9 protein-coding genes are annotated in these 20,838 nt (G+C 70.3%); all 9 read right to left on the bottom strand.

The genetic code is table 11. From position 1 onward, the window contains the following. Positions 1 to 54: 54 nt before the first annotated feature. The 9 genes from AC3WOE_RS28550 to AC3WOE_RS28510 all read right to left on the bottom strand — a co-directional run bounded on the left by AC3WOE_RS28550 (position 55) and on the right by AC3WOE_RS28510 (position 20,822). Positions 55 to 1,767 carry a diguanylate cyclase gene (locus AC3WOE_RS28550; RefSeq protein WP_492695522.1) on the bottom strand — a complete coding sequence of 571 codons (1,713 nt, stop codon included), beginning with the start codon at positions 1,765 to 1,767 and terminating at the stop codon, positions 55 to 57. Continuing rightward, entirely contained in the window at positions 1,764 to 2,387 is a 624-nt protein-coding gene (locus tag AC3WOE_RS28545; protein ID WP_492695520.1) for a Crp/Fnr family transcriptional regulator, read from the bottom strand. Before AC3WOE_RS28545 ends, AC3WOE_RS28550 begins: the two co-directional genes overlap by 4 nt. A gap of 26 nt (positions 2,388 to 2,413) precedes the next feature. Next, positions 2,414 to 3,457: an adenylate/guanylate cyclase domain-containing protein gene (locus AC3WOE_RS28540; RefSeq protein ID WP_492695518.1), complete on the bottom strand. Its 1,044-nt coding sequence runs from the start codon at positions 3,455 to 3,457 to the stop codon at positions 2,414 to 2,416. Next, positions 3,450 to 3,797: an Hpt domain-containing protein gene (locus AC3WOE_RS28535; RefSeq protein WP_492695516.1), complete on the bottom strand. Its 348-nt coding sequence runs from the start codon at positions 3,795 to 3,797 to the stop codon at positions 3,450 to 3,452. Before AC3WOE_RS28535 ends, AC3WOE_RS28540 begins: the two co-directional genes overlap by 8 nt. Then, complete coding sequence (locus AC3WOE_RS28530) at positions 3,790 to 6,132, bottom strand: hybrid sensor histidine kinase/response regulator (RefSeq protein WP_492695514.1); 2,343 nt, start codon at positions 6,130 to 6,132, stop codon at positions 3,790 to 3,792. The genes AC3WOE_RS28535 and AC3WOE_RS28530 overlap by 8 nt, the downstream gene beginning before the upstream one ends. Then, a complete protein-coding gene (locus AC3WOE_RS28525; protein WP_492695511.1) occupies positions 6,129 to 10,349 on the bottom strand; it encodes a GAF domain-containing protein in 4,221 nt (1,406 codons plus the stop codon). Before AC3WOE_RS28525 ends, AC3WOE_RS28530 begins: the two co-directional genes overlap by 4 nt. Further along, the gene (locus tag AC3WOE_RS28520) at positions 10,346 to 16,066 is read right to left on the bottom strand and encodes a GAF domain-containing protein (RefSeq protein WP_492695509.1); all 5,721 of its coding nucleotides are present in this window, start codon (positions 16,064 to 16,066) and stop codon (positions 10,346 to 10,348) included. Before AC3WOE_RS28520 ends, AC3WOE_RS28525 begins: the two co-directional genes overlap by 4 nt. Next, positions 16,063 to 18,264 (bottom strand): response regulator, encoded by a 2,202-nt coding sequence (locus tag AC3WOE_RS28515; RefSeq protein ID WP_492695507.1) that lies wholly within the window; start codon positions 18,262 to 18,264, stop codon positions 16,063 to 16,065. The genes AC3WOE_RS28520 and AC3WOE_RS28515 overlap by 4 nt, the downstream gene beginning before the upstream one ends. Before the next feature lie 167 nt (positions 18,265 to 18,431). Beyond that, the gene (locus tag AC3WOE_RS28510; RefSeq protein WP_492695506.1) at positions 18,432 to 20,822 is read right to left on the bottom strand and encodes a PAS domain S-box protein; all 2,391 of its coding nucleotides are present in this window, start codon (positions 20,820 to 20,822) and stop codon (positions 18,432 to 18,434) included. Positions 20,823 to 20,838: the final 16 nt, after the last annotated feature.

Below are 20,838 nucleotides of genomic sequence, written 5' to 3'. Positions count from 1 at the left end.
CCGTGGATGCGGGGAATTCTTGACGCCGCCTGTCGGGTGGCTTCCAGACCGCCCTCAGACCGTCGCTTCGGCCGTCTTCAGCACCACGGCATTGCGCCCGCCCCGCTTGGCTTCGTACAGCGCCGCGTCGGCGCGGTCGATCAGCGGGCGCACGTCGGCGTCGTCCGGCGAGGCCAGGCTGACGCCGACGCTGATGGTCAGCTTGCCGACCTCGGGGAAGTGGGCGGCCTCGACGGCGGCGCGGATCTTCTCCGCCGCCATGACAGCCTCCAGCGGCCCGGCCAGCTCGGGCAGCAACACCGCGAACTCCTCGCCACCGAAGCGGGCCGCGACATCGGTGACGCGCACCGAGTTCTGCAGCAGCTCGGCCACCAGGCGCAGCACGGCGTCGCCCGCCGGATGGCCAAAGTTGTCGTTGACACGCTTGAAATGATCGATGTCCACCAGCAGCAGGCCATGCACGCGGCCGTTGCTGGCGCCGTAGCGACGATCCAGGGCCTGGGCCTCGGCCAGGCGGGCGTCCAGGCTGCGGCGGTTGTGCAGACCCGTCAGCGGGTCGCGCGTGGCCAGATGCTCCAGGGCCGCGTTGGCCGTCTTCAATTCGGCGGTGCGCTGCTCGACCTGGGCCTCCAGTGTGGCATTGGTCTTTTGCAACTGCTGCTCGGTGTCGAGCAGGGAGGTCGCCATGGATTGCATGGCGTCGCTGAGCTGGGCCAGCTCCCGGGCGGCCGGCTTGGCCGGGAATTCGGGCACGCGGCGCTCGGCCTCGACGCGCTGGGCGATGCGGGCGAGCTGCTCGACGGGCTGGCTGATGCGCCGGGCCAGCAACAGCGCCGCCAGCGTCAGCGCGGCGGCCATCATGGCGCCCAGCAGCACCAGCTCGCGGCGCAGGTCACGCACCGGACGCAAGGCCTGCTCCAGTGGCTGGCGAGCGACGATGCGCCAGCCCAGCTCGGCGTTGGTGCGCGCCAGCAGGGGCGCCTCGCTGGTCAGGTAGTCCTTGCCGTCGCCGAAGGTCAGCGGGCCCTCGAAGCGGCCGTTGACGAGGTTCTTGGGCAGCACGCTCTCGCCGGCGGCCTGGGCGATCTTCAGCGCCTCGGGATAGAGGATGCGGCCCTGGCGGTCGAGGATGAGGGCGTCGATGCCGCTGCCGGGCTGCTGGCGGCGCGCCGTGCCGTCGACGATACCGGTGATCCAGCGCCAGTGCGCATGCGCGCCGACGACGCCACGCAGCCGGCCGTCGGCGTCGCGGATGGGAGCGGCGAAATCGATGAAGCGCGTCGGCTCGCCGTTGGGCTGGGCCGGCAGCATGGTGGCCAGCAGCTTGGCCTCGTGCACGTCGCCCACATAGACGCGCTCGCGCGCCGCGACAAACCATTCGCGCTGGGCGACGGAGCGGCCAGTCAGCATGCCGCCGGTGGCCTGCAGCACGGTGCCCTCGGGGTCGGCCACGCCCATCCACGCGAACTCGTCGTGAAGCGCCTGGCGGCGGTCCAGGGCCTCGCGCACCGCGGCCGCATCGAGCTTGCCTTCGGTGAGATGAGGCGCGATGCTGAGCAGCTCGATCTCGCGCTCGCGGTCGCGCAGCTGGGTGGCCAGCAGCTCGGCGGCCGCCTGGGCCGTGGCGCGCACGGCGGACTGCTGGGCGGTGTAGAGCTCGCTGGTGGCCAGGTTGCCGAGGTAGCCGCCGACGCCCAGCAGGATGGCCAGGGCCAGACCACCCAGGACGAGGCTGAGCTGGCTGCGCAGACTGAGCGGGCCCTTCATGCAGCCGGGGCGGATTCGGATCGCTGACGCGACAGGTCGCGCATCAGCCGGGCGACGACGAGACGCATCACATGGAAGCCGAGCTTGGGGTTTTGATAATAGAGCAGCGCCATCTCCTCGGCCGTCAGGCTGTAGACGACGCAGTCGCTGGCCGCCTCCAGCGTCAGCGTGCGGCGGTTGTCGGGCGCGAACAGGCCGATCTCGCCGACCAGGGCCCCCGGCTGCAGCAGTTCGTCGTACTCGGCCAGGCGCAGCGTGCCGGCGTCCAGATAGAGCATTTCGGTCGCCGCGTCGCCCTGGCGCCAGAGCGTGGTGCCGGCGGCCACGGTGCGGCGGTGCATATGCGGCAGCAGCCACTCGGACACCGGCGTGTCGTCCTTCGCGCGCTCGATGGACTGCACCAGCTTGCGCATCTGCAGCGTCTTCTTCACGTTGATGGGAATCAGCACGCCGTACAGCACCAGGGTGGGGATGGCCTGCTTCAGCGCCCCGTAGGCGACGAGAAAGCAGCAGGCCGACAGCGCGGCGATGCGCAGCGGCAGCATGCTCTTCATCAGATAGCTGGCCAGCATCAGCGCGGCGCCGATGAGGCCGAGGGCGGTGGCAAGGTAGTCGGTCATGGAGGGTCCGATGAAGTAATCCGGGATCAGCTCAGGCTGAGGGCAAACACCTCGACCTCGCTCGTCTTGCCCTTGAACTGCACCGGCCCGAGCGGCTCGCTGGGCAGCAGCCCGGCCAGTTCGGCGTGCGTGGCGGCATCGAAGAGCACCGCGCGGCCGACGGTCTTGGTGTGGGCCTCCAGCCGGGCGGCGATGTTGACGGTGTCGCCGATGCAGGTATAGGTGGCGCGCTGGCGCGTGCCGGTGTAGCCGGCCACGACCTCGCCGCTGGCCACGCCGACGCCGATCTGGATCTCGGGCCGGCCGTCGGCGCGCTGCTCGGCGCTGAACTGGGCCACCATCTCCACCATCTCGACCGCGGCCAGCAAGGCGCACTGGCAGGCAGCCTCCAGCGGCTGCGGTGCGCCGAAGACCGCCATCAGGCCGTCGCCGATCATCTGGTTGACGACGCCGCCATGGCCGTTGATGGCCGCGAACATCAGCGTGTAATAGGTGTTCAGCAGCTCGATGATTTCCTCGGGTGGCCGCGATTCGACCAGGGCCGTGAAGCCGCGGATGTCGCAGAACATCACCGTCGCCTGCACCGCCCGCCCGCCCAGGGCGAAACCCTCGGCCTCGAGGTTCTGGGCCACCTCGCTGGTGGCGAAGCGGCGCACCAGCTCGCGCTGCTGGTCGCGCAGCCGCTTGCGCTCCAGGCTGGCGTTGATGCGGGCCTTCAGCAGCACGAGGTTGACGGGCTTGTGCAGATAGTCCTCGGCGCCGAGCTCGACGCAGCGCACGACGGCGTCCATGCCCTCGACGGCCGAGGTGACGATGACGGGCAGCTCGCGCAGCTCGGGCTGGGCGCGCAGCTTCTCGAGCAGCTGCAGGCCGTCCATGCCGGGCATGTCGATGTCCAGCAGCAGCAGGTCGAAGGTCGATTTCTGCATGTGCTCCAGCGCCGCGAGACCGTCCTCCACCATCTCGACCTGGTGGCCCAGCAGCTCGACGTGGCGGGCCAGCAGCAGGCGGTTGACCCGGTTGTCCTCGGCCAGCAGGATGCGGGCGGACTTGGCGCGGCGGTCACGCATGGCGGCGCTCCAGCAGGTCGGCACGCACCGCGCCGAACAGCTGCGCCAGCGCATCGACGCGGCCTCCGGCCGTACCGCCGAGATCGGCCAGGGTCGCATGCTCGAGCGCGCGCGCCGCCTCGGCAAAAGCCATCGCGCCGAAGGTGGCACCGTTGGACTTCAACGAGTGCGCATGGCGCCTGAAGGCCACGGCGTCGCCGGTCGCCACCGCCGCGTGCAGCGCCGCCAGGCCCTGCGGCGCGTCCTCGAGGAAGGAATCCACCAGCTCGACGACGAAATCGGCGCCGGCGCTGTCCTGCAGCTCGGCGAACACCTGCTCATCGATCACCCCGCTAGCCATCGCTCACCTCCTCCTTGTTGGCCTGCATCAACGCCTGCACCAGCTCGGCGACGCGGATGGGCTTGGTCACGTAGCCATCCATGCCGGCAGCGGCCGCGGCATCCCGGTCGGACTGCATCGCGCTGGCCGTCATCGCCACCATGCGGGGTCGCCGGTCGCCCAGCCTGTCGACGAGCTGACGCGCCGCCTGCAGCCCATCCATTTCCGGCATCTGTACATCCATCAGCACCAGATCGTAGGAGCCCGCCATGACGGCGCGCACCGCCTCGGCACCATTCACCACCAGGTCCGCCTCGTAGCCCAATTGACCAAGCAAGCGCAGGGCCAGCTTCTGGTTCACGACGTTGTCCTCGGCCAGCAGGATGCGCAGCGGATGGCGCCGCGCGAGGTCGGGCGTGGCGGCCACCGCCGGCGCCCCGGCCTGGGCTGGCAGCTCGGCGGCCGGTGCCTGGATGCTGAAGCTGAAGCAGCTGCCCTGCCCCGGTCCGGCACTGCTCGCCGTCATGCCGCCGCCCATCAGCTCGGCCAGCGTGCGGCTGATGGCCAGTCCCAGGCCCGTGCCACCGTACTGGCGCGCGGTGCCGTCATCGGCCTGGCTGTAGCGCTGGAAGAGGCGGCCCAGCGCCTCGGGTGTGAGGCCGATGCCGCTGTCACTCACTTCGAAGCGCAGCAGATCGCCTTCGCCGCGGCCGACCGTCAGCCTGACCGAACCCTGGGGCGTGAACTTGACGGCGTTGGACAGCAGGTTCAGCAGGATCTGGCGCAGCCGCGTCGGGTCCGCGGACACGGCGGCCGGCACGTCGGCCCCGACCTGCAGCGACAGCATCAGGCTCTTCTCGGCCGCCCGGAAGCGCAGCACGTCCAGGCAGGACTCCAGCAGCGGCCGCAGCGCAAACGGCAGTCGCTCCACCGTCATCCTGCCGGCCTCGATCTTGGAGAAGTCCAGGATGTCGTTAATGACCGTCATCAAGGCCTCCGCCGAGTCCCGGATGGTCTGGGCGTGCTCACGCTGCTCGTCGTTCAGCGGCGTGTCCAGCAGCAGCCCGCTCATGCCGATGACGCCGTTCATCGGCGTGCGGATCTCGTGGCTCATGGTGGCCAGGAACTCGCTCTTGGCCTGGCTGGCGGCTTCCGCGGCCCGGGCCAGGGCATGCTCCTGCTCGGCCTGGACGCGCAGGCGGCGGCCCTCCAGTTGATGGTCACGCGCCCGCCGCAGCATGGCGTAGACGAACAGCGCAGGCACCAGCAGGGTGACCAGGCTCTGCGTCAGGATCGAGGGCAGGAACCGGCTGACGTCGACCGGCCACCACAGGCTGATCAGGCCCGCGACCACCAACGGCCCCCAGGCGAGCAGGGAGGCCAGCCAGACGCCCGCCACCAGCAAGCCCATCCGCACCCCGCGCCGCCACGCCATCAAGGAGGCCGGGAAACCCACCAGCCAGACCGCCAGGCCGACGAGCTGCAGGGCGCGGGCACCCACGCCGCTGACCCCGTTGTCGTGGAGGAACCAGGGGATGGTCAGCAGGTAGGCAACGGCCAGGGCGACGAGGGCGCGGCCCAGGCGCGGTGCCACGCGCGGCAATTCCATCAGCATCACGCAGACGAGCAGGGACAGGCAGTTCTCGACGGGGTCGAACAGCGAATTCAGCCAGCTCGCCGCCGTGAACTGCGGCGTCAGGCTGAGCGCCAGGCCGGAGCTGGCCCATTCGCCGACCACGAGCCAGGCGAACAGCAAGGCGAACAGCAGCTGCCGGCGGTCCCGGCCGGTGGCCGCCAGCACGAGGGCGACCACCGCCATGCCGGCACAGCCGACGGCAAAGACCAGATGCAGGAACTCGTAGCCGCGATCATCGGCCAGGGCCACCGTCAGGTCGACGGCGTCGATGCGTACGGTGTAGAACGAACGCTCGACGCGCAGCACCAGCCCTCCCGCGCGACGCGACAGGTTGGGAAAGCTGACGCTGCCCAGGCCTTCGCCCGCGGTCACCAGGGCCTGGTGTCGGGGACCGAAGTCGACCGCATCGGCCAGCAGACGCCCCTGATCGTCGCGGACCTCCACGGCCTTGCGTCCCGCGGCGCCGGTCAGGCGAAGCGTCCGACCCTCAGGAATGGCCGTCGCATCCAGCCGCACCCAGCAGGGATTGCCGAACAAGCCCCGGAGCTTGCCGTCGCCCACCGGCTTCCACGCCGCAGCGGGCACGGCTGCCACCCCGCCCGCCGCGGCGGGACCGCAGGCGTAGTCGAAAGGCAGCGCGTCATCGGCCCGGCAGACGCCAGCCGCCAGAGCCAGCGACAGGCCGATCAACCACCGCAGCAGCACAAGGGCAACGCTCATGCCATCGCCTCCACCGCCTGCAGGGCCGCCACCAGCGCCTCGACGCGGATGGGCTTGGTCACGTAGTCGTCCATGCCGGCGGCCAGGCAGGCCTCGCGGTCGCCCTGCATGGCATTGGCCGTCATGGCCACGATGCGCGGTCGCCGCTCCGACTGGCAGATGCGCCGGCTGGCTTCCAGGCCGTCCATCTCCGGCATCTGCACGTCCATCAGCACCACGTCGTAGGGCTGCCGCTGCACCGCTTCCAGCACCTCCACGCCGTTGGCGGCCACGTCGGCCCGGTAGCCCATCTGCTGCAGCAGCCGCAGCGCCAGCTTCTGGTTCACGACGTTGTCCTCGGCCAGCAGGATGCGCAGCGGATGGCGCTCGGCCACGCCGGCGTCCACCCGCGGGCGCTCCGTCGGCTCGGCAGCCAGGACCTCGCCAGCCAGCAGGCCCATCAAGGTGTCGTGCAGCTGACTCTGGCGCAGCGGCTTGTGCAGATAGGCCGCGAAGCTGCCCTCGCTGTCGCCCACCTCCTTGCGTCCCAGCGAGCTGAACAGCACGCGCGGGAGCGCCGGCGCGACATCCTGCATGCGGCGCGCGAGCGCGAGCCCGTCCATGCCGGGCATGTGCATGTCCAGGATGGCCAGGTCGAAGCGCTCGCCGCCGGTCAGCCACTGCAACGCCTGTTCGGGCGACTCGGTGTCCCTGGGCACCATGCCCCACTTCGCCACCTGCAAGGCCAGGATGCGCCGGTTGGTGGCGTTGTCGTCCACCACCAGCAGTCGCCGGCCCTTGAGCGCCGGCTGGGGGCCGAGGAACTCGCGCCGGCCCGCCGTGGGAAGTTCGGCCTCGGGTGCCTGGATGGTGAAATGGAAGCTCGAACCCTGGCCGGGCCCGGCGCTCTCGGCCCACATGCGCCCGCCCATCAGCTCGGCCAGCAGCTTGGAGATGGCCAGACCCAGGCCGGTGCCGCCGTATTTGCGCGTGGTCGACGCATCGGCCTGGCTGAACTTCTGGAACAGCCGACCCATCGCTTCGGACGAGAGGCCGATGCCGGTGTCGCGCACGGTGAAGTGCAGCAGGCGGCCCTCGCCGGTCTGCTCGTCGCCCTCGACGGCCACGCTGAGCACCACCTCGCCGGCCTCGGTGAACTTGACCGCGTTGGCCAGCAGATTCAAGAGCACCTGGCGCAGCCGCGTCACGTCGCCGCGGATGGCCGCGGGCACCTCGCCCTCGAACAGATAGGCCAGGTCCAGACGCTTCTCCGCCGCACGCGCGCCCACCAGATCGAGGGCCGTCTCCACACAATCGCGCAGGTCGAAGGGCTGGGCCTCGATGTCCATGCGTCCGGCCTCGATCTTGGAGAAGTCCAGGATGTCGTTGATGATGGTCAGCAGCGCGTCGCCGCTGTCGCGGATGGTGGCCGCGAAGTCGCGCTGCTCGGCCGTCAGCGGCGTGTCCAGCAGCAGGCCGCTCATGCCGATGACGGCATTCATCGGCGTGCGGATCTCGTGGCTCATCGTCGCCAGGAAGGCGCTCTTGGCCTCGTTGGCGGACTCAGCCGCGGCGCGCGCCGCCTGGGCTTCATGGAAGAGGCGCGCGTTCTGGATGGCGATGGCCGCCTGGTCGGCAAAGATCTGCAGCAGGGCCAGTTCGCTGTCGTTGAAGGCATCGCCGGGCCGGCGGATGACGTTGATGACGCCCAGCGCCCGGTCGTTCCACAGCAGCGGGGCCATCGACATTGAGAAGTTCTCGCCGAAGTCCGCGGCCAGCTGCCGCAGGGTCGGTGGCACCTCGGGGTCGTTGGCCACGTCATGGAAGCTGACGAGACGCTTCTCGCGCAGCGCCAGCTCGCTGGCGGTGCCGGCGATGGGCATCGGGTAGGTGCGCTCGGCGCGGGCCCGCTCCTGCGAGCTGCCGACATGGGCAGCCAGGTGCAGGCAGCCGTCGTCCCCGGCCAGCAGCATCACCATGCGCTGGCTGCGGAACAGCCTTGCACAGCTCTGCAGGATGTCGTCGAACACCGGCTTGGGGTCGGCCACCGAGCGGCTGATGGTCTGCAGCACGCCAGCCAGCGCGGTCTGGCGCTCCAGGGCCTCCTTGGTCTCGTTGAACAGGCGGGCGTTCTGCAGCGCGACGACAGCCTGGTCGGCAAAGGAGCGCAGCAGCGCCAGCTCGCGCTCGTTGAAGTACTCGCCGGGCTCGCGAATCACGTCGATCACGCCGAGCGGCTCGCCCTCCCAGATCAGTGGTGCCATCGCGATGGCAAAGCTCTGGCCGTTCTGCACTGCCACATCGCGGGTGCTGGCCGGCACGTCGTCGTCGTTCAGCACGTCACCGAAGGACTGCACCTCGCCCGTCTTCAGCGCCCGCTCGGTGAGCGAGCCGGCCAGCGGCCGCGGATAGCGCTGCCGCGCCAGCACCCGGTCCTCCTCCGTACCCTCCACCGCCGCGAGTTCCAGCAGGCCTCGGTCGCTCGCCCTGACCAGCAGCATGCGCCGGGCGCTCAGCAGGCGTGAGCAGACGGCCAGGATCTTGTCGAACACCGGCTGCGCATCCGCCATCGAGCCACTGATCACCTGCAGCACCTCGGCGCTGGCGGTCTGGCGCTCCAGGGCCTCGCGGGTCTCGTTGAACAGCCTCACGTTCTGCAGCGCCACGCTCATGCCTGCGGCCAGGGTTTCGAGCAGGCGCTGGTCGGCGTCGGAGAAGGCGTGCTCGCGCTCGAGGTCATCCACGCTGACGGCGCCGAACACCGTCTCGCCGTCGACCAGCGGCACCATCAGCATGCTGCAGGCCTCCTGCACGTGCTCGGGCAAGACGCCGCCCAGACGACGCCTTGCCCCCACCAGATCGGCGTCGATGCGCAGCGTGCGGCGGGTGCGCATGACCTCGCCGGTGAAAGCAGTGGTGGCCAGCGGCTGCGGCGCCACCTCACGGCGCTCGCCATGGTCGGTCCAGTAGGGAAAGTGCACGCTGCCGGCGGCGGCGTCGATGAGGGTGATGGTGATGTCGCGCCCCCCGAACAGCTGCAAGAGGCGGTCGCCGACGAGGTCGATGACGCCATTCATGTCGAGCCGCGAGGCCATGGCCTGCTGGATACCGTTGATGACGGCCAGCTCGGCGTTGCGCCGCTCGGTCTCCTTCAAGAGGCGCTGGGTCTCGTCGAACAGCTTGGCGTTGACCAGGGCCACCGCCATGCTGTTGGCCAGGGTCTGCAGCAGGCGCACATCGGCCTCGTCGAAGGCATGCTCCCGGTGCATGTCGTGCAGGGTCAGCACCAGCGGTGTCTCGCCGGCCACGACCATGGGCACCAGCAGCTGCGACCTGGGCTGGGCGCCCAGGCCGGGCAGCACCACGCTGCCCAACTGCTCGGCACGAGCCTGCAGGTTCTCGTTGACCAACAGGGGCTCGCCGGTGCGCACCACCTCGGCCGTGAAGCCGCGCAGCGCACTCTCGAAGTTGGAGACGTCGCGCCGGCCGTCGGCCAGCTGGTAGGCGTAGCGCACCCGGCCACGCTCTCTCTCGATGACCCGGATCGTCACGCCCTGCTCACCGAAGATCTTGGCCAGCTCGTCGCCGATGACCTCGTAGATGGCCTGCATGTCCAGCCTGCCGGCCAGGGCCGTCTGCACGGCGTTGATGAGGGCCAGCTCGGCGTTGCGCTGCTCGGTTTCGTTCAGCAGGCGCTGGGTCTCGTCGAGCAGGCGCGCGTTCTCCAGCGCCGAGGCGAGGCTGTGGGTGATCAGTTCCAGCAACCGCACATCGCCTTCGGTGAAGGCGTCGAAGCGGTCCATGTTCTGCAGGCTGATGTAGCCGAACACGCGCCCCTCGTGCTGCAGGGGCACGAAGATGACCGACTTGGGCCAGCCGGTGCCGCCGATGGGGACGGCGCTGTCGGCGCTGGCCGGGGCCTGGACCTCGACGCGGTTCTCCCAGAGCGTCCGACCCGTCTCGATCAGCTGGCGCCGGATCCAGTTGAGGGGGCGCGGTGCCGAGTCATGGTGGCGGCCGAGCTCCCAGTGGTAGCCGAAATGCTCGACACCGGCCGCGTGGTCGAACAGCCCGATCAGGAAACCCTGGGCGTCGAAGACCTCGCGCAGCTTGTCGCCCACCAGACGGTGGATCTCGGGCAGGGACAGGCGCGCCGACAGGCCGCGCTGCACGGCCTGCAGCACGGCCAGTTCGGCTTCGCGCTGGGTGGCGCGCGCCTGCCAGTCCACGTCGCTCATCGAGGCACCTCCGCGGAGGGCGTCTGCGCGAGGGCGTCCACCAGCGATTCGACGCGGATGGGCTTGGTGATGTAGCCGTCCATGCCGGCGGCCAGACAGGCCTCGCGGTCGCCCTGCATGGCATTGGCCGTCATCGCGACGATGCGCGGCCGGCGGCTGCCCAGCTGCTGGTGGGTGCGCCGCGTGGCCTCCAGGCCGTCCATCTCCGGCATCTGCACGTCCATCAGCACCAGGTCATAGGTCTGGCGCTGCACCGCCTCGACGGCTTCGATGCCGTTGGCGGCCAGGTCGGCCCGGTAGCCCATCTGGGCCAGCAGGCGCAGGGCCAGCTTCTGGTTCACGACGTTGTCCTCGGCCAGCAGGATGCGCAGCGGGTGTCGCTGGGCCATGGCCGCGTCCAGCCGCGGCCGGCCGGGCGCTGGCTCCAGGGCAGCGGGCTGGCCGCCGAGCAGGCTCATCAAGGTGTCATGCAACTGGCTCTGGCGCAGCGGCTTGTGCAGAAAGGCCGAGAAGCGCTCGGCGCCCTCGGCCATCTCCAGGCGGCCCAGGGAGCTGAACAGCACCAGCGGCAGGGCCGGCGCCAGCGCGTGCAGGCAGCCGGCCAGCTCGACGCCGTCCATGCCGGGCATGTGCATGTCGAGGATGGCGAGGTCGAAGCTCTCGCCGTCGCCGACCCATTGCAGGGCCTGCTGCGGCGATTCGGTGTCGCGCGGCACCATGCCCCATTTGGCGACCTGCAGGGCCAGCACGCGGCGGTTGGTGGCGTTGTCGTCCACTACCAGCAGGCGCCGGCCCTTGAGCGCCGGCTGGGTGCCGATGAACTCGCGGCGGCTGGCGGCGGGCAGCTCGCAGGCCGGCGCCTGCAGCGTGAAGTGGAAGGTCGAACCCTGGCCGGGGCCGGCGCTGTCGGCCCACATGCGCCCGCCCATCAGCTCGGCCAGACGCCGGGAGATGGCCAGGCCCAGGCCGGTGCCGCCGTATTTGCGCGTCGTCGACGCATCGGCCTGACTAAACTTCTGGAACAGCCGCCCCATCGCCTCGGGGCCCAAGCCGATGCCGGTGTCGCGCACGCTGAAACGCAGCTGCCCGTCCTCGACGGCCACGCTCAACACGACCTCGCCGGCGTCAGTGAACTTGACCGCGTTGGACAGCAGGTTGAGCAACACCTGGCGCAGCCGTGTGACGTCGCCGCGCACGGCGCCAGGCACCTCGCCTTCGAACAGATAAGCGAGGTCGAGATGCTTCTCGGCGGCGCGCTGGCCGACCAGGTCCAGGGCCGACTCGACGCAGTCGCGCAGGTCGAAGGGCTGGGCCTCGATGTCCATGCGCCCGGCCTCGATCTTGGAGAAGTCCAGGATGTCGTTGATGATGGTCAGCAGCGCGTCGCCACTGTCGCGGATGGTGGCGGCGTAGTCGAGTTGCTCGGCCGTCAGCGGCGTGTCCAGCAGCAGGCCGCTCATGCCGATGACGGCATTCATCGGCGTGCGGATCTCGTGGCTCATGGTCGCCAGGAAGGCGCTCTTGGCCTCGTTGGCGGCCTCGGCGGCGGCGCGGGCCGCACGGGCCTCGTTGAACAGGCGCACGTTCTCGATGGCGATGACGGCCTGGCGGGCGAAGGTCGAGATGACCCGCCGCAGCGCCTCGGCCACGCCGCCGGCCTCGCGCCAGCCCAGCGTGATGACGCCGATGGGCTGGCCGTCGAGCAGCAGGGGTTCACCGTAGACGCGCTGCATGCCGGCACGGGCCAGGCCGGGGTCGTAGTCGGCGTCCTGGGCGATGTCCTCGATGACGACGGCGCGGCGCTCGAGCACGACCCGCCCGGCGCAGGAGGCCCGAGTCAGCGCGATCTCGGTGGCGGGTGGCATCACGTAGGCGCTGTCGGCGTCGGCCTTGCTCAGCGAGGCCAGCCGCAGGCTCCCGCCCTCGAGGCGGAACAGCAGGGCCCGGTCGGCACCGGCGAGCTCGCGGGCCAGGGCCACCACGCGGTCGAACACCGGCTGCACGTCGGTGGGCGAGTCGCTGATGACCTTGAGCACCTCGGCCGTGGCGGTCTGGCGGGCCAGGGCCTGCTGGGTCTCGTCGAAGAGGCGGGCATTCTGCAGCGCGACGGCCATGGCACCGGCCAGGGTCTCGAGCAGGCGCTGGTCGCTGTCGCTGAAGGCGTGCTCGCGCTCGAAGTCCATCAGGCTGATCAGGATGGGCGCGTCGCCGTCGAGCAGCAGGGGCACCAGCATCTGCGCCAGGGGCTGGCCGCGCGCCGGGTCGACGGCGAAGCTGCCCAGGCGCTCGCCCACCTCCTTCAGCCCCTCGTTGACGACGAGGGAGCGGCGCAGGCGCAGCGTCTCGGCCGCAAAGCCCGCCAGCCTGATGGTGATCGGCTCGCCACGGCTGCGGTAGGCGAAATGCTGGGTCTGCCGCGCGAGGTCGATGATGCGGATGTTGACCTCGGCCTGCGAAAAGATCTCGCCGATCTTGCGGCCGACCACCTGGTAGATGCCCTGCAGGTCGAGTTGGCCGGCCAGGGCCTGCTGCACGCTGTTGACCACCGCCAGCTCGGCAGCCCGCTGCTCGGCCGTCTGGCGCGCGGCCTGGGTGTCGGCAAACAGCTGGGCATTGCGGATGGCAATGCCCACGCCGGCCGCCAGCGTGGCCAGCAGGTTCTGGTCGGCCCGCGTGAAGCGGCCCTCGCGCTGGGTGCTCTGCACGCTGATGACGCCGACGCTGCGGTCGCGCACCCGGATCGGCACGCCCAGGTAGGACGCCGCCTTCCTGCCCAGCTGCGCGGCGCCCATGGCCTCGGCCGCCTCGTCGACGTCCTCGTTGAGCAGCAGCGGCTGGCCGGTCTCGATGATCTTGCCGGTCAGGCCCTCACCCAGGCGCTGCTCCGACAGGCTCTCGCCATGGACATAGGGGAAGCGGATCAGGCCAGCCGCGTCGTCCACCAGGGCCACGTAGACGATGTCGGCGTGGAAGGTCTCGCGCATGCGCTCGCCCACCGCCTGGATCAGCTCGGCCAGGTCGATCTTGCCGGACAACGCCTGGCCCAGGGCATTGACGGTAGCCAGCTCGGCGGCGCGCTGCTCGGCCTGCGCCAGCAGGGTCTGGGTCTCGTGGAAGAGGCTGGCGCTCTCCAGCGCCACGCTCATGCTGCCGGCCAGCGTGCCCAGCAGGCGCACGTCGGTGTCGGAGAAGGCCCGTTCGCGGTCGAGGTTGTCCATGCCCATCAGCGCGACGACCTGGGCGCCGCGCTTGATCGGCACGCGCAGCAGGCTGCGCGGTGGCTGGGTGCCGGGCACGACGAGAAGGGTGATGCCCAGCTCGCGCAGGCTCGTCTCGACGTTCTCGTTGACGAGCAGGGGCTCGCCAGTGCGGATGACATGGCCGGCCAGCGTGGAGATGGGGCCATCGGCCGCCTGGTGGCGCTGGCCGCGCTCGATCAGGTATTCGAAGCGCCGCAGGCCAGTCGCGTGGTCGAAGCTGGCGATGCTGATGCTCTGCGAGTCGGTCAGCTCGCCCAGCTTCTCGCCCACCAGCTCGTAGATGCCATGGGCATCCAGCTTGCGGGCCAGGCCCTGCTGCACGCTGTTGATGACGCTCAGCTCGGCGGCGCGCGCCTGGGTCTCGTCGAACAGGCGGGCGTTCTCCAGCGCCACGCCCATGGAGGCGCAGACGGTTTCCAGCAGCCTCACCTCGGCCGGGCCGTAAGCATGCTCGCGCTGGTGGTCCTCCAGCACGATGACGCCCAGCACGCGGTCGCCGGCGAAGATTTGCACGTTCAAGTAGGACAGGGCCTGATCCGTGCCCGCCACCAGCTTGACGCCGCCCGCGGCCTGCTCGGCCACCGTGCCGAAGACCCGCGGCGGACGTGCCACCGTCAGCTCGGGCCACATCGGCATGGCCGGCAAGTCCAGCCGCTGGCCATGCTCGTACTCGTACAGGAAGCGGGCGACGCCGGCCTCGCGGTCGAACCAGCGGATGCCGATGTCTTCGGTCTTCAGCACTTCGCGCAGCTTGTCCCCCACCAGGTTGACGATGGCGTGGAAGTCCAGCGACCCCGCCATGCCCTGCTGGATGCTGTTGATGACGGCCAGCTCGGCGTTGCGCTGCTCGGTCTCCTTCCACAGGCGCTGGGTCTCGTCGAACAGCCTTGCGTTCTCCAGCGCCACGCCCATGGAGGCGCAGACGGTTTCCAGCAACCTCACCTCGGCCAGGCCGTAGGCATGCTCGCGCCGGTGATCCTCCAGCACGATTTCGCCCAGCACGCGCTCGCCAGCCACGATCTGCACGCTCAGTGAGCACAGGGCCTGGTCGGTGCCTGGCAAGGCAGCGAGGTCGGCGGCCATCTGCTCGGCCAAGGTGCCAAGGTTGCGCGGCAGCCGCGCCACCAGGCGTTCCGGCTTCAACGGTGCCGCCGGCAGCGCCAGGCGCTGGCCATGCTCGTACTCGTACAGATAGCGGGCAACGCCGGCCTCGCGGTCGTACCAGCGGATGCCGATGTCGTCGGTCTTCAGCACCTCGCGCAGCTTGTCGCCCACCAGGTCGACGATGCCGTGGAAGTCCAGCGACCCCGCCATGCCCTGCTGGATGCGGTTGATGACGGCCAGCTCGGCATTGCGCTGCTCGGTCTCCTTCAGCAGGCGCTGGGTCTCGTCGAAGCGCTCTGCGCTCTGCAGCGCCACGCCCATGGCCGAGGCCACGGTCTGAAGCAGCCGGATCTCGGCCGGACCGAACGCGTGCTCGCGCTCATGGTTCTCCATGACGATGCTGCCCAGCACCTGGTCCCCGCCGATGATGGAGATGCGCGCCGAGCACTTGGCGATGTCGGTGCCGGGGACGATGCCCAGCATTTTCTGTTCGGCCGCGGTGTTGAGCACCCGGGGTTCGCGAAGCGAGACCAGCTCTTCCCAGCTCATGCTGCGCGGCGCGGCCGACGGGATATGCAGCCGCACGCCATGCTCGGTCTCGTAGAGGTAGTGGGTCACGCGGCGCTCGTGGTCGTACCAGCGGATGCCGATGTCGTCGGTCTTGAGCACCTCGCGCAGCTTGTCGCCGACCAGGTCGACGATGCCCTGGAAGTCCAGCGACCCCGCCATGCCCTGCTGGATGCTGTTGATGACGGCCAGTTCGGCGTTGCGCTGCTCGGTCTCCTTCAGCAGGCGCTGGGTCTGGTCGAACTGGCGCGCGCCCTGCAGCGCCACGCCCATGCCGGCACAGACCGTGGTCAGCAGCCGCAGTTCCGATTCGCCAAAGGCGTGCTCGCGCTCGTGGTCCTCGATGGACACCGAGCCCAGCAGCGTCTCGCCGCTGAGGATGGGCAGGTGCACCGAGGACAGGCTGGCATCCGTGCCGGGCAGGACCATGATGCCCAGCGCGGCTCTCTCGGCCGGCGTGTGAGTGACGACGGGCCGGCGGGTTTCCAGCAGCCGGCGCATGACCGCCCCGGTCAAGGGCTGGGGCGGGATGTGCAGGGGCTCGCCATGCTCGTATTCGTAGAGATGATGGACCAGCCGCGTCTCGGGGTCGATCCAGCGGATGCCGACGTCGCCGGTCTTCAGCACCTCGCGCAGCCTGTCGCCGACGACGTTGACGATGCCCTGGAAGTCCAGCGCGCCGGCCATGCCCTGCTGGATGCTGCCCAGCACGGTCAGCTCGGCCTCGCGCTGCGCCGCGCGGGCCTCGGCGGCCTGCAGCCGCGCCAGCAGTTCCGCTTCGCTCATCCTGCCTCCTCCAGCGGACGGGTCCGCTCCAGCGCCGCGACCAGGGCCTCGACGCGTATGGGCTTGGTGATGTAGTCGTCCATGCCGGCCGCGAGGCAGACCTCGCGGTCACCCTGCATCGCGTTGGCGGTCATCGCGATGATGCGGGGACGCGCGCTGCCCAGGTGCTCGACGATGCGGCGGGTCGCCTCCAGCCCGTCCATCTCGGGCATCTGCACGTCCATCAACACCAGGTCATAGGTCTGGCGCAGCACGCACTCCAGCGCCTCGACGCCGTCCGCCGCGACGTCGGCACGGTAGCCCATCTGCTGCAGCAGGCGCAGGGCCAGCTTCTGGTTCACCGCGTTGTCCTCGGCGAGCAGGATGCGCAGCGGATGGCGCGCCGCCAGGCCAGCGTCCAGGCGCGGCACCTGCAACGGCACGCGGGTTTGCGGGGCCTCGTCGCGGTGCAGCACGGTGACCAGGGTGTCGAAGAGCTGGCTCTGGCGCAGCGGCTTCATCATGACTGCGGTGAACAGATTCGCATCCACCTCGCGCCGGCCCAGCGAGGTGAACAGCACGCGCGGCAGCGCGGGCTTGAGTTCGCGCAGGCGCCCGGCCAGGGTGACGCCGTCCATATGGGGCATGTGCATGTCCAGCACGGCGATGTCGAAGGGCTCGGACAGGGCCAGCTGCAAGGCCTCCAGCGGCGACTCGGTGTCGCGCACCACCATGCCCCATTTGGCGGCCTGCAGGGCCAGGATGCGCCGGTTGGTCGCGTTGTCGTCGACCACCAGCATGCGTTGGCCCTTGAGCGCCGGCTGGCTGCCGATCAAGTCGCGCCGCGCACCGGGTGACGCATCCGTGGCCGTCGCCGGCAGCGTGAAATGGAAGCGGCTGCCCTGACCCGGGCCATCGCTCTCGGCCCACATCCGGCCGCCCATCAACTCGACCAGCCGGCGACTGATGGCCAGGCCCAGGCCGGTGCCGCCGTATTTGCGCGTCGTGCTGCTGTCGGCCTGGCTGAAGCTCTGGAACAGCCGCGCCAGGCCTTCCTCGCTCAGGCCGATGCCGGTATCGCGCACCGTGAAATGCAACTGCCCCGCTGCGGCCTTCAGGCCGACGACCACTTCGCCAGACTCGGTGAACTTGACGGCGTTGGACACCAGGTTGAGCAGCACCTGGCGCAGCCGCGTCACGTCGCCCAGCAGCACGACGGGCAACTCGCCCTCCGGCTCGTAGGCCAGGTCCAGGTGCTTGTCGGCCGCCCGCGGCGCGACCAGGTCCAGGGCCGACTCGACGCATTCCCGCAGGTCGAAGGGGTGGGACTCGACGTCCATGCGGCCGGCCTCGATCTTGGAGAAGTCGAGGATGTCGTTGATGATGGTCAGCAGCGTCTCGCCACTGTCGCGGATGGTGGCCGCGTAGTCGCGCTGTTCTTCGTTCAGCGGCGTGTCCAGCAGCAGACCGCCCATGCCGATGATGGCGTTCATCGGCGTGCGGATCTCATGGCTGACCGTGGCCAGGAAGGCCGATTTGTGGGCGCTGGCGGCCTCCAGCACGGCCGTGCGCTCGCGCACGCGCTGTTCGGTCAAGGCCTCGTTCAGCCGCTGGTTCTCGAAGCGCATGCGGATGGACGCCACCAGGGTCCGGGCGAAGTTGTGCGCATAGGTCAGCATGCAGACCTGGACGAGCAGCAGGGTGGCTGCAAACATGCGCGACACCTTGTCGGGCTCGAAAGCGGCCCGCAGGATGAGCAGGGCGCTGAAGGGCAGGAGGAAGGCGTAGGCATGCACCACCCGCACCGCAGCGGCCGGGCCGACGCTGACCATCATGGCCACCTGCAGCACCAGCAGCACGGCCAGCCGGGGCATCGCCGGCGTGAAGAAGAGCCAGCCCGACAGCCCCCAGCTCACGCCCAGGGCCACGCCGAAGATCTTCAGCGCGCGGTCCCAGCGCTCGATCTGCCCCGCCGCCTTCCAGGCGGCCATGCGAGGCCAGAGGACGGCGTAGAAGAAGCCGATGTGCGCCAGCACCAGCGCGGACCACAGCGCATAGACCGGCACGTCCAGCGGGCCGCTTGCCTGCAGGCCGACCGGCAGGATGGCCAGGCCCACACTGCCGCCGACCAGGCCGGCGCGCATATTGCGCGACAGGATGTCCAGCCTCACCTCGTCCAGGTGCCGGCGATCCCCCTCATCGATCTCGTCCCTTGCCATCAGCCCCCCCGGCATCGGATTTCTCTGGGAAGTCTCACGGTTCGCTGCGGTGAGATGCGCGCTCGAGACCAGCACGGTAGCCCAAGTCTTCGAGGCGGCGCAATCGGCGATTGCGCCTGTACCGGCCCCGGCAGCAAGCTCGACGACAGCGGGCTGGCCGGCCGCGGTCAGTCCGCCTGCGGCAGGCTGAGTCGCATGACAGTCCCCAACGGTCCGGTGCGCAACAGCTCGGCCGTGCCACCGTGCATGTCCATGACGCGGCGCACGATGTACAGGCCCAGGCCGTGGGCCGACTCGGTGCCGCCGCTGCCGCGCGCGCCGCGCGTGAAGAGGCGGGGCAGCAGTTCGCGGGGAATGCCGGGGCCGGCGTCGGCCACCTCGAACTGCAGCACGGCGGGCTCGTCGAAATCGATGACGTGCAGGGTCACCGGGCTGAGGCCGGGCGCGTACTTGAGCGCGTTGGACAGCAGGTTGCGCAGGGCCAGGCGCAGCAGGCTCATGTCCATCAGCGCCGTGCGCGTGGCCGTGTGGCGGTGCACGACGACGCGGTCGCGCTGCTCGCGCGGCAGGTCGGCAATCGTCACGGCGATCAGCGTGTCGATGTCGGCATCCTCGCGGGCGATGCGGCCGCCCCCGGCCAGCAGGCTGGCGGCGGCCAGGGTGTTGTCGACACCGGCCAGCACGGTGCCCAGCACGGCCTGGGCCCGCGTCAGCCTCTCCTGGGCCTGGCGCTCACCGCGGCCGGCCAGGCTGGCGGCGGCGCTCTGCAGGGCGGCGCTGGCGTTGTTCAGCGGCTGGCGTACCTCATGGGCCAGCACGTCCAGCATCTCGGAGCGTTCGTGCAAAAGCTGGTCGAGCTCCTGCACGTGGCGCTCGGTCTGGCGGCGCATGCGCTGCTCGTGGGCCAGCTCCGCGCGGCGCTGCAGGTCTTCGGTGATGTCGTCCACCAGGGCCAGGGCACGCAGCGGCCGGCCGTCGGCCGTGTACTCGGCAACGGCCGAGACCAGCACGTCGCGCAGCCGGCCGTCGGCACAGATCAGCTGCACCGGGCAATCGCTGACATGGCCGTCGCGCCACATGGCCGGACGGTAGACCTCGCGCACCTGCTGCGAGGACTCGGGCGTCATGAAGTCGTCCATCGCCCGGCCGATGACCTGCTGGCGCTTGTAGCCCAGGCGCTCCAGCCAGCGGTCGGACACGCTGAGCACGCGGCCGGCGGCGTCGACGGAATGCATCAGCGCCGGCGTCGATTCGTAGAGCGCCCGCAGGCGCTGGCGGTTGTGCTCCAGCTCGACGGCGGCGCGGTGGTGCTCGGTGACGTCCTGGAAGGCGCCCACCAGCCGCACCGGCACACCGTCCTGCCAGTCGACCTGGCCCTGGGACAGCACCCAGATCTCGCGCCCCTTGGCGGTGACCAGCGGCAGCTCCAGGCTCCAGGGCTCGCCATGCTGCATGCCGCGCTGCACCGCGGCCTGGATGACGACGCGCGCCTCGGGCTTGTAGTAGTTGATCGCCTCGTCCAGCGAGGGAACGTGGCCCGGCTCGAGGTCGTGGATGCGGCAGGTCTGGTCGCTCCAGACGATGGCCTCGGTCTGCAGGTCCAGGCTCCAGCCGCCGATGCCGGCGACGCGGCCGGTGCGGTCCAGCAGGGCCTTGCTCTCGTTGAGCTCGCGCTCCGCGGTGATGCGATCCGTGACGTCCTCGGTGATGCCGACATAGCCGCGCAGCCGGCCATCGGGCGCCAGCAGCGGCCGGGCGCGGGTCCAGACCTGGCGCACGCCATGGCCGTTGCCACCGCGGCGCGCCCGGTAGCGCATCTCGAAGGGCAGTTGCTGGGCGACGCAGCGCTGCCAGTGCTCCAGCACCGAGGCGCGGTCCTCCGTTGTCAGCGTGGCGGCCCAGCCCTCGCCGAGGGCGGCGCGGGCCGACAGGCCGCAGATGCGCTGCCAGTTGGGATTGGTGAAGATGAACTGGCCCGCCGCATCGGCGCGGAAGATGCCCAGGGGCGTCGTGTCGGCCAGTACCCGGAAGGGTTGCTCGGCGTCCTCCGCGTCGGCCCGGCTCAGGGCACGCTCGCGCATCATCAAGGCTTCGGCCGCGGCGTCGGCCAGGCGGGTCAGGGCCTCGCGCTGGGATTCGCTGAGCTCGCGCGGCTTGAAGTCGACGACGCACAGCGTGCCCGGGTGGCTGCCGTCGTCGAGGCGGATGGGAACGCCGGCGTAGAAGCGCAGCGGCGGGCTGGCCAGCACGTCGGGATGATCGGCAAAGCGCTCGTCCCGGCTCGCGTCCTGCACCTCGAACAGGCCGTCGGCCAGCAGGGTATGGGCGCAGAAGGTCTGGGCCCGCGGCGTCTCGCTGCGACCGAAGCCGACGGCGGCCTTGAACCACTGGCGCTTCTCGTCCAGCAGGCCGAGCAGGGCGACGGGCGTGCCGCAGATCTGGGCAGCCAGGGCGGTCAGGTGGTCGAACAGCGGTTCGGGCTCGGTGTCCATGACGGCCAGCGCCGCCAGGCGGGCGAGGCGGCGGTCTTCGTCGGGCGGCGGGGGCGGGGTCACCATGGAAGACAGCTTAGGG

It is taken from the genome of Roseateles sp. FW305-36 (genome assembly GCF_058787015.1).
The sequence above is the reverse complement of the archived record's forward strand: the minus strand, read 5'-3'. Positions and strand labels throughout refer to the sequence as shown.

Bases quoted from the DNA above. Each gene is read 5' to 3' on its own strand.
- AC3WOE_RS28550 (WP_492695522.1), bottom strand. From the start codon at position 1,767: ATGAAGGGCCCGCTCAGTCTGCGCAGCCAGCTCAGCCTCGTCCTGGGT.
- AC3WOE_RS28545 (WP_492695520.1), bottom strand. From the start codon at position 2,387: ATGACCGACTACCTTGCCACCGCCCTCGGCCTCATCGGCGCCGCGCTG.
- AC3WOE_RS28540 (WP_492695518.1), bottom strand. From the start codon at position 3,457: ATGCGTGACCGCCGCGCCAAGTCCGCCCGCATCCTGCTGGCCGAGGAC.
- AC3WOE_RS28535 (WP_492695516.1), bottom strand. From the start codon at position 3,797: ATGGCTAGCGGGGTGATCGATGAGCAGGTGTTCGCCGAGCTGCAGGAC.
- AC3WOE_RS28530 (WP_492695514.1), bottom strand. From the start codon at position 6,132: ATGAGCGTTGCCCTTGTGCTGCTGCGGTGGTTGATCGGCCTGTCGCTG.
- AC3WOE_RS28525 (WP_492695511.1), bottom strand. From the start codon at position 10,349: ATGAGCGACGTGGACTGGCAGGCGCGCGCCACCCAGCGCGAAGCCGAA.
- AC3WOE_RS28520 (WP_492695509.1), bottom strand. From the start codon at position 16,066: ATGAGCGAAGCGGAACTGCTGGCGCGGCTGCAGGCCGCCGAGGCCCGC.
- AC3WOE_RS28515 (WP_492695507.1), bottom strand. From the start codon at position 18,264: ATGGCAAGGGACGAGATCGATGAGGGGGATCGCCGGCACCTGGACGAG.
- AC3WOE_RS28510 (WP_492695506.1), bottom strand. From the start codon at position 20,822: ATGGTGACCCCGCCCCCGCCGCCCGACGAAGACCGCCGCCTCGCCCGC.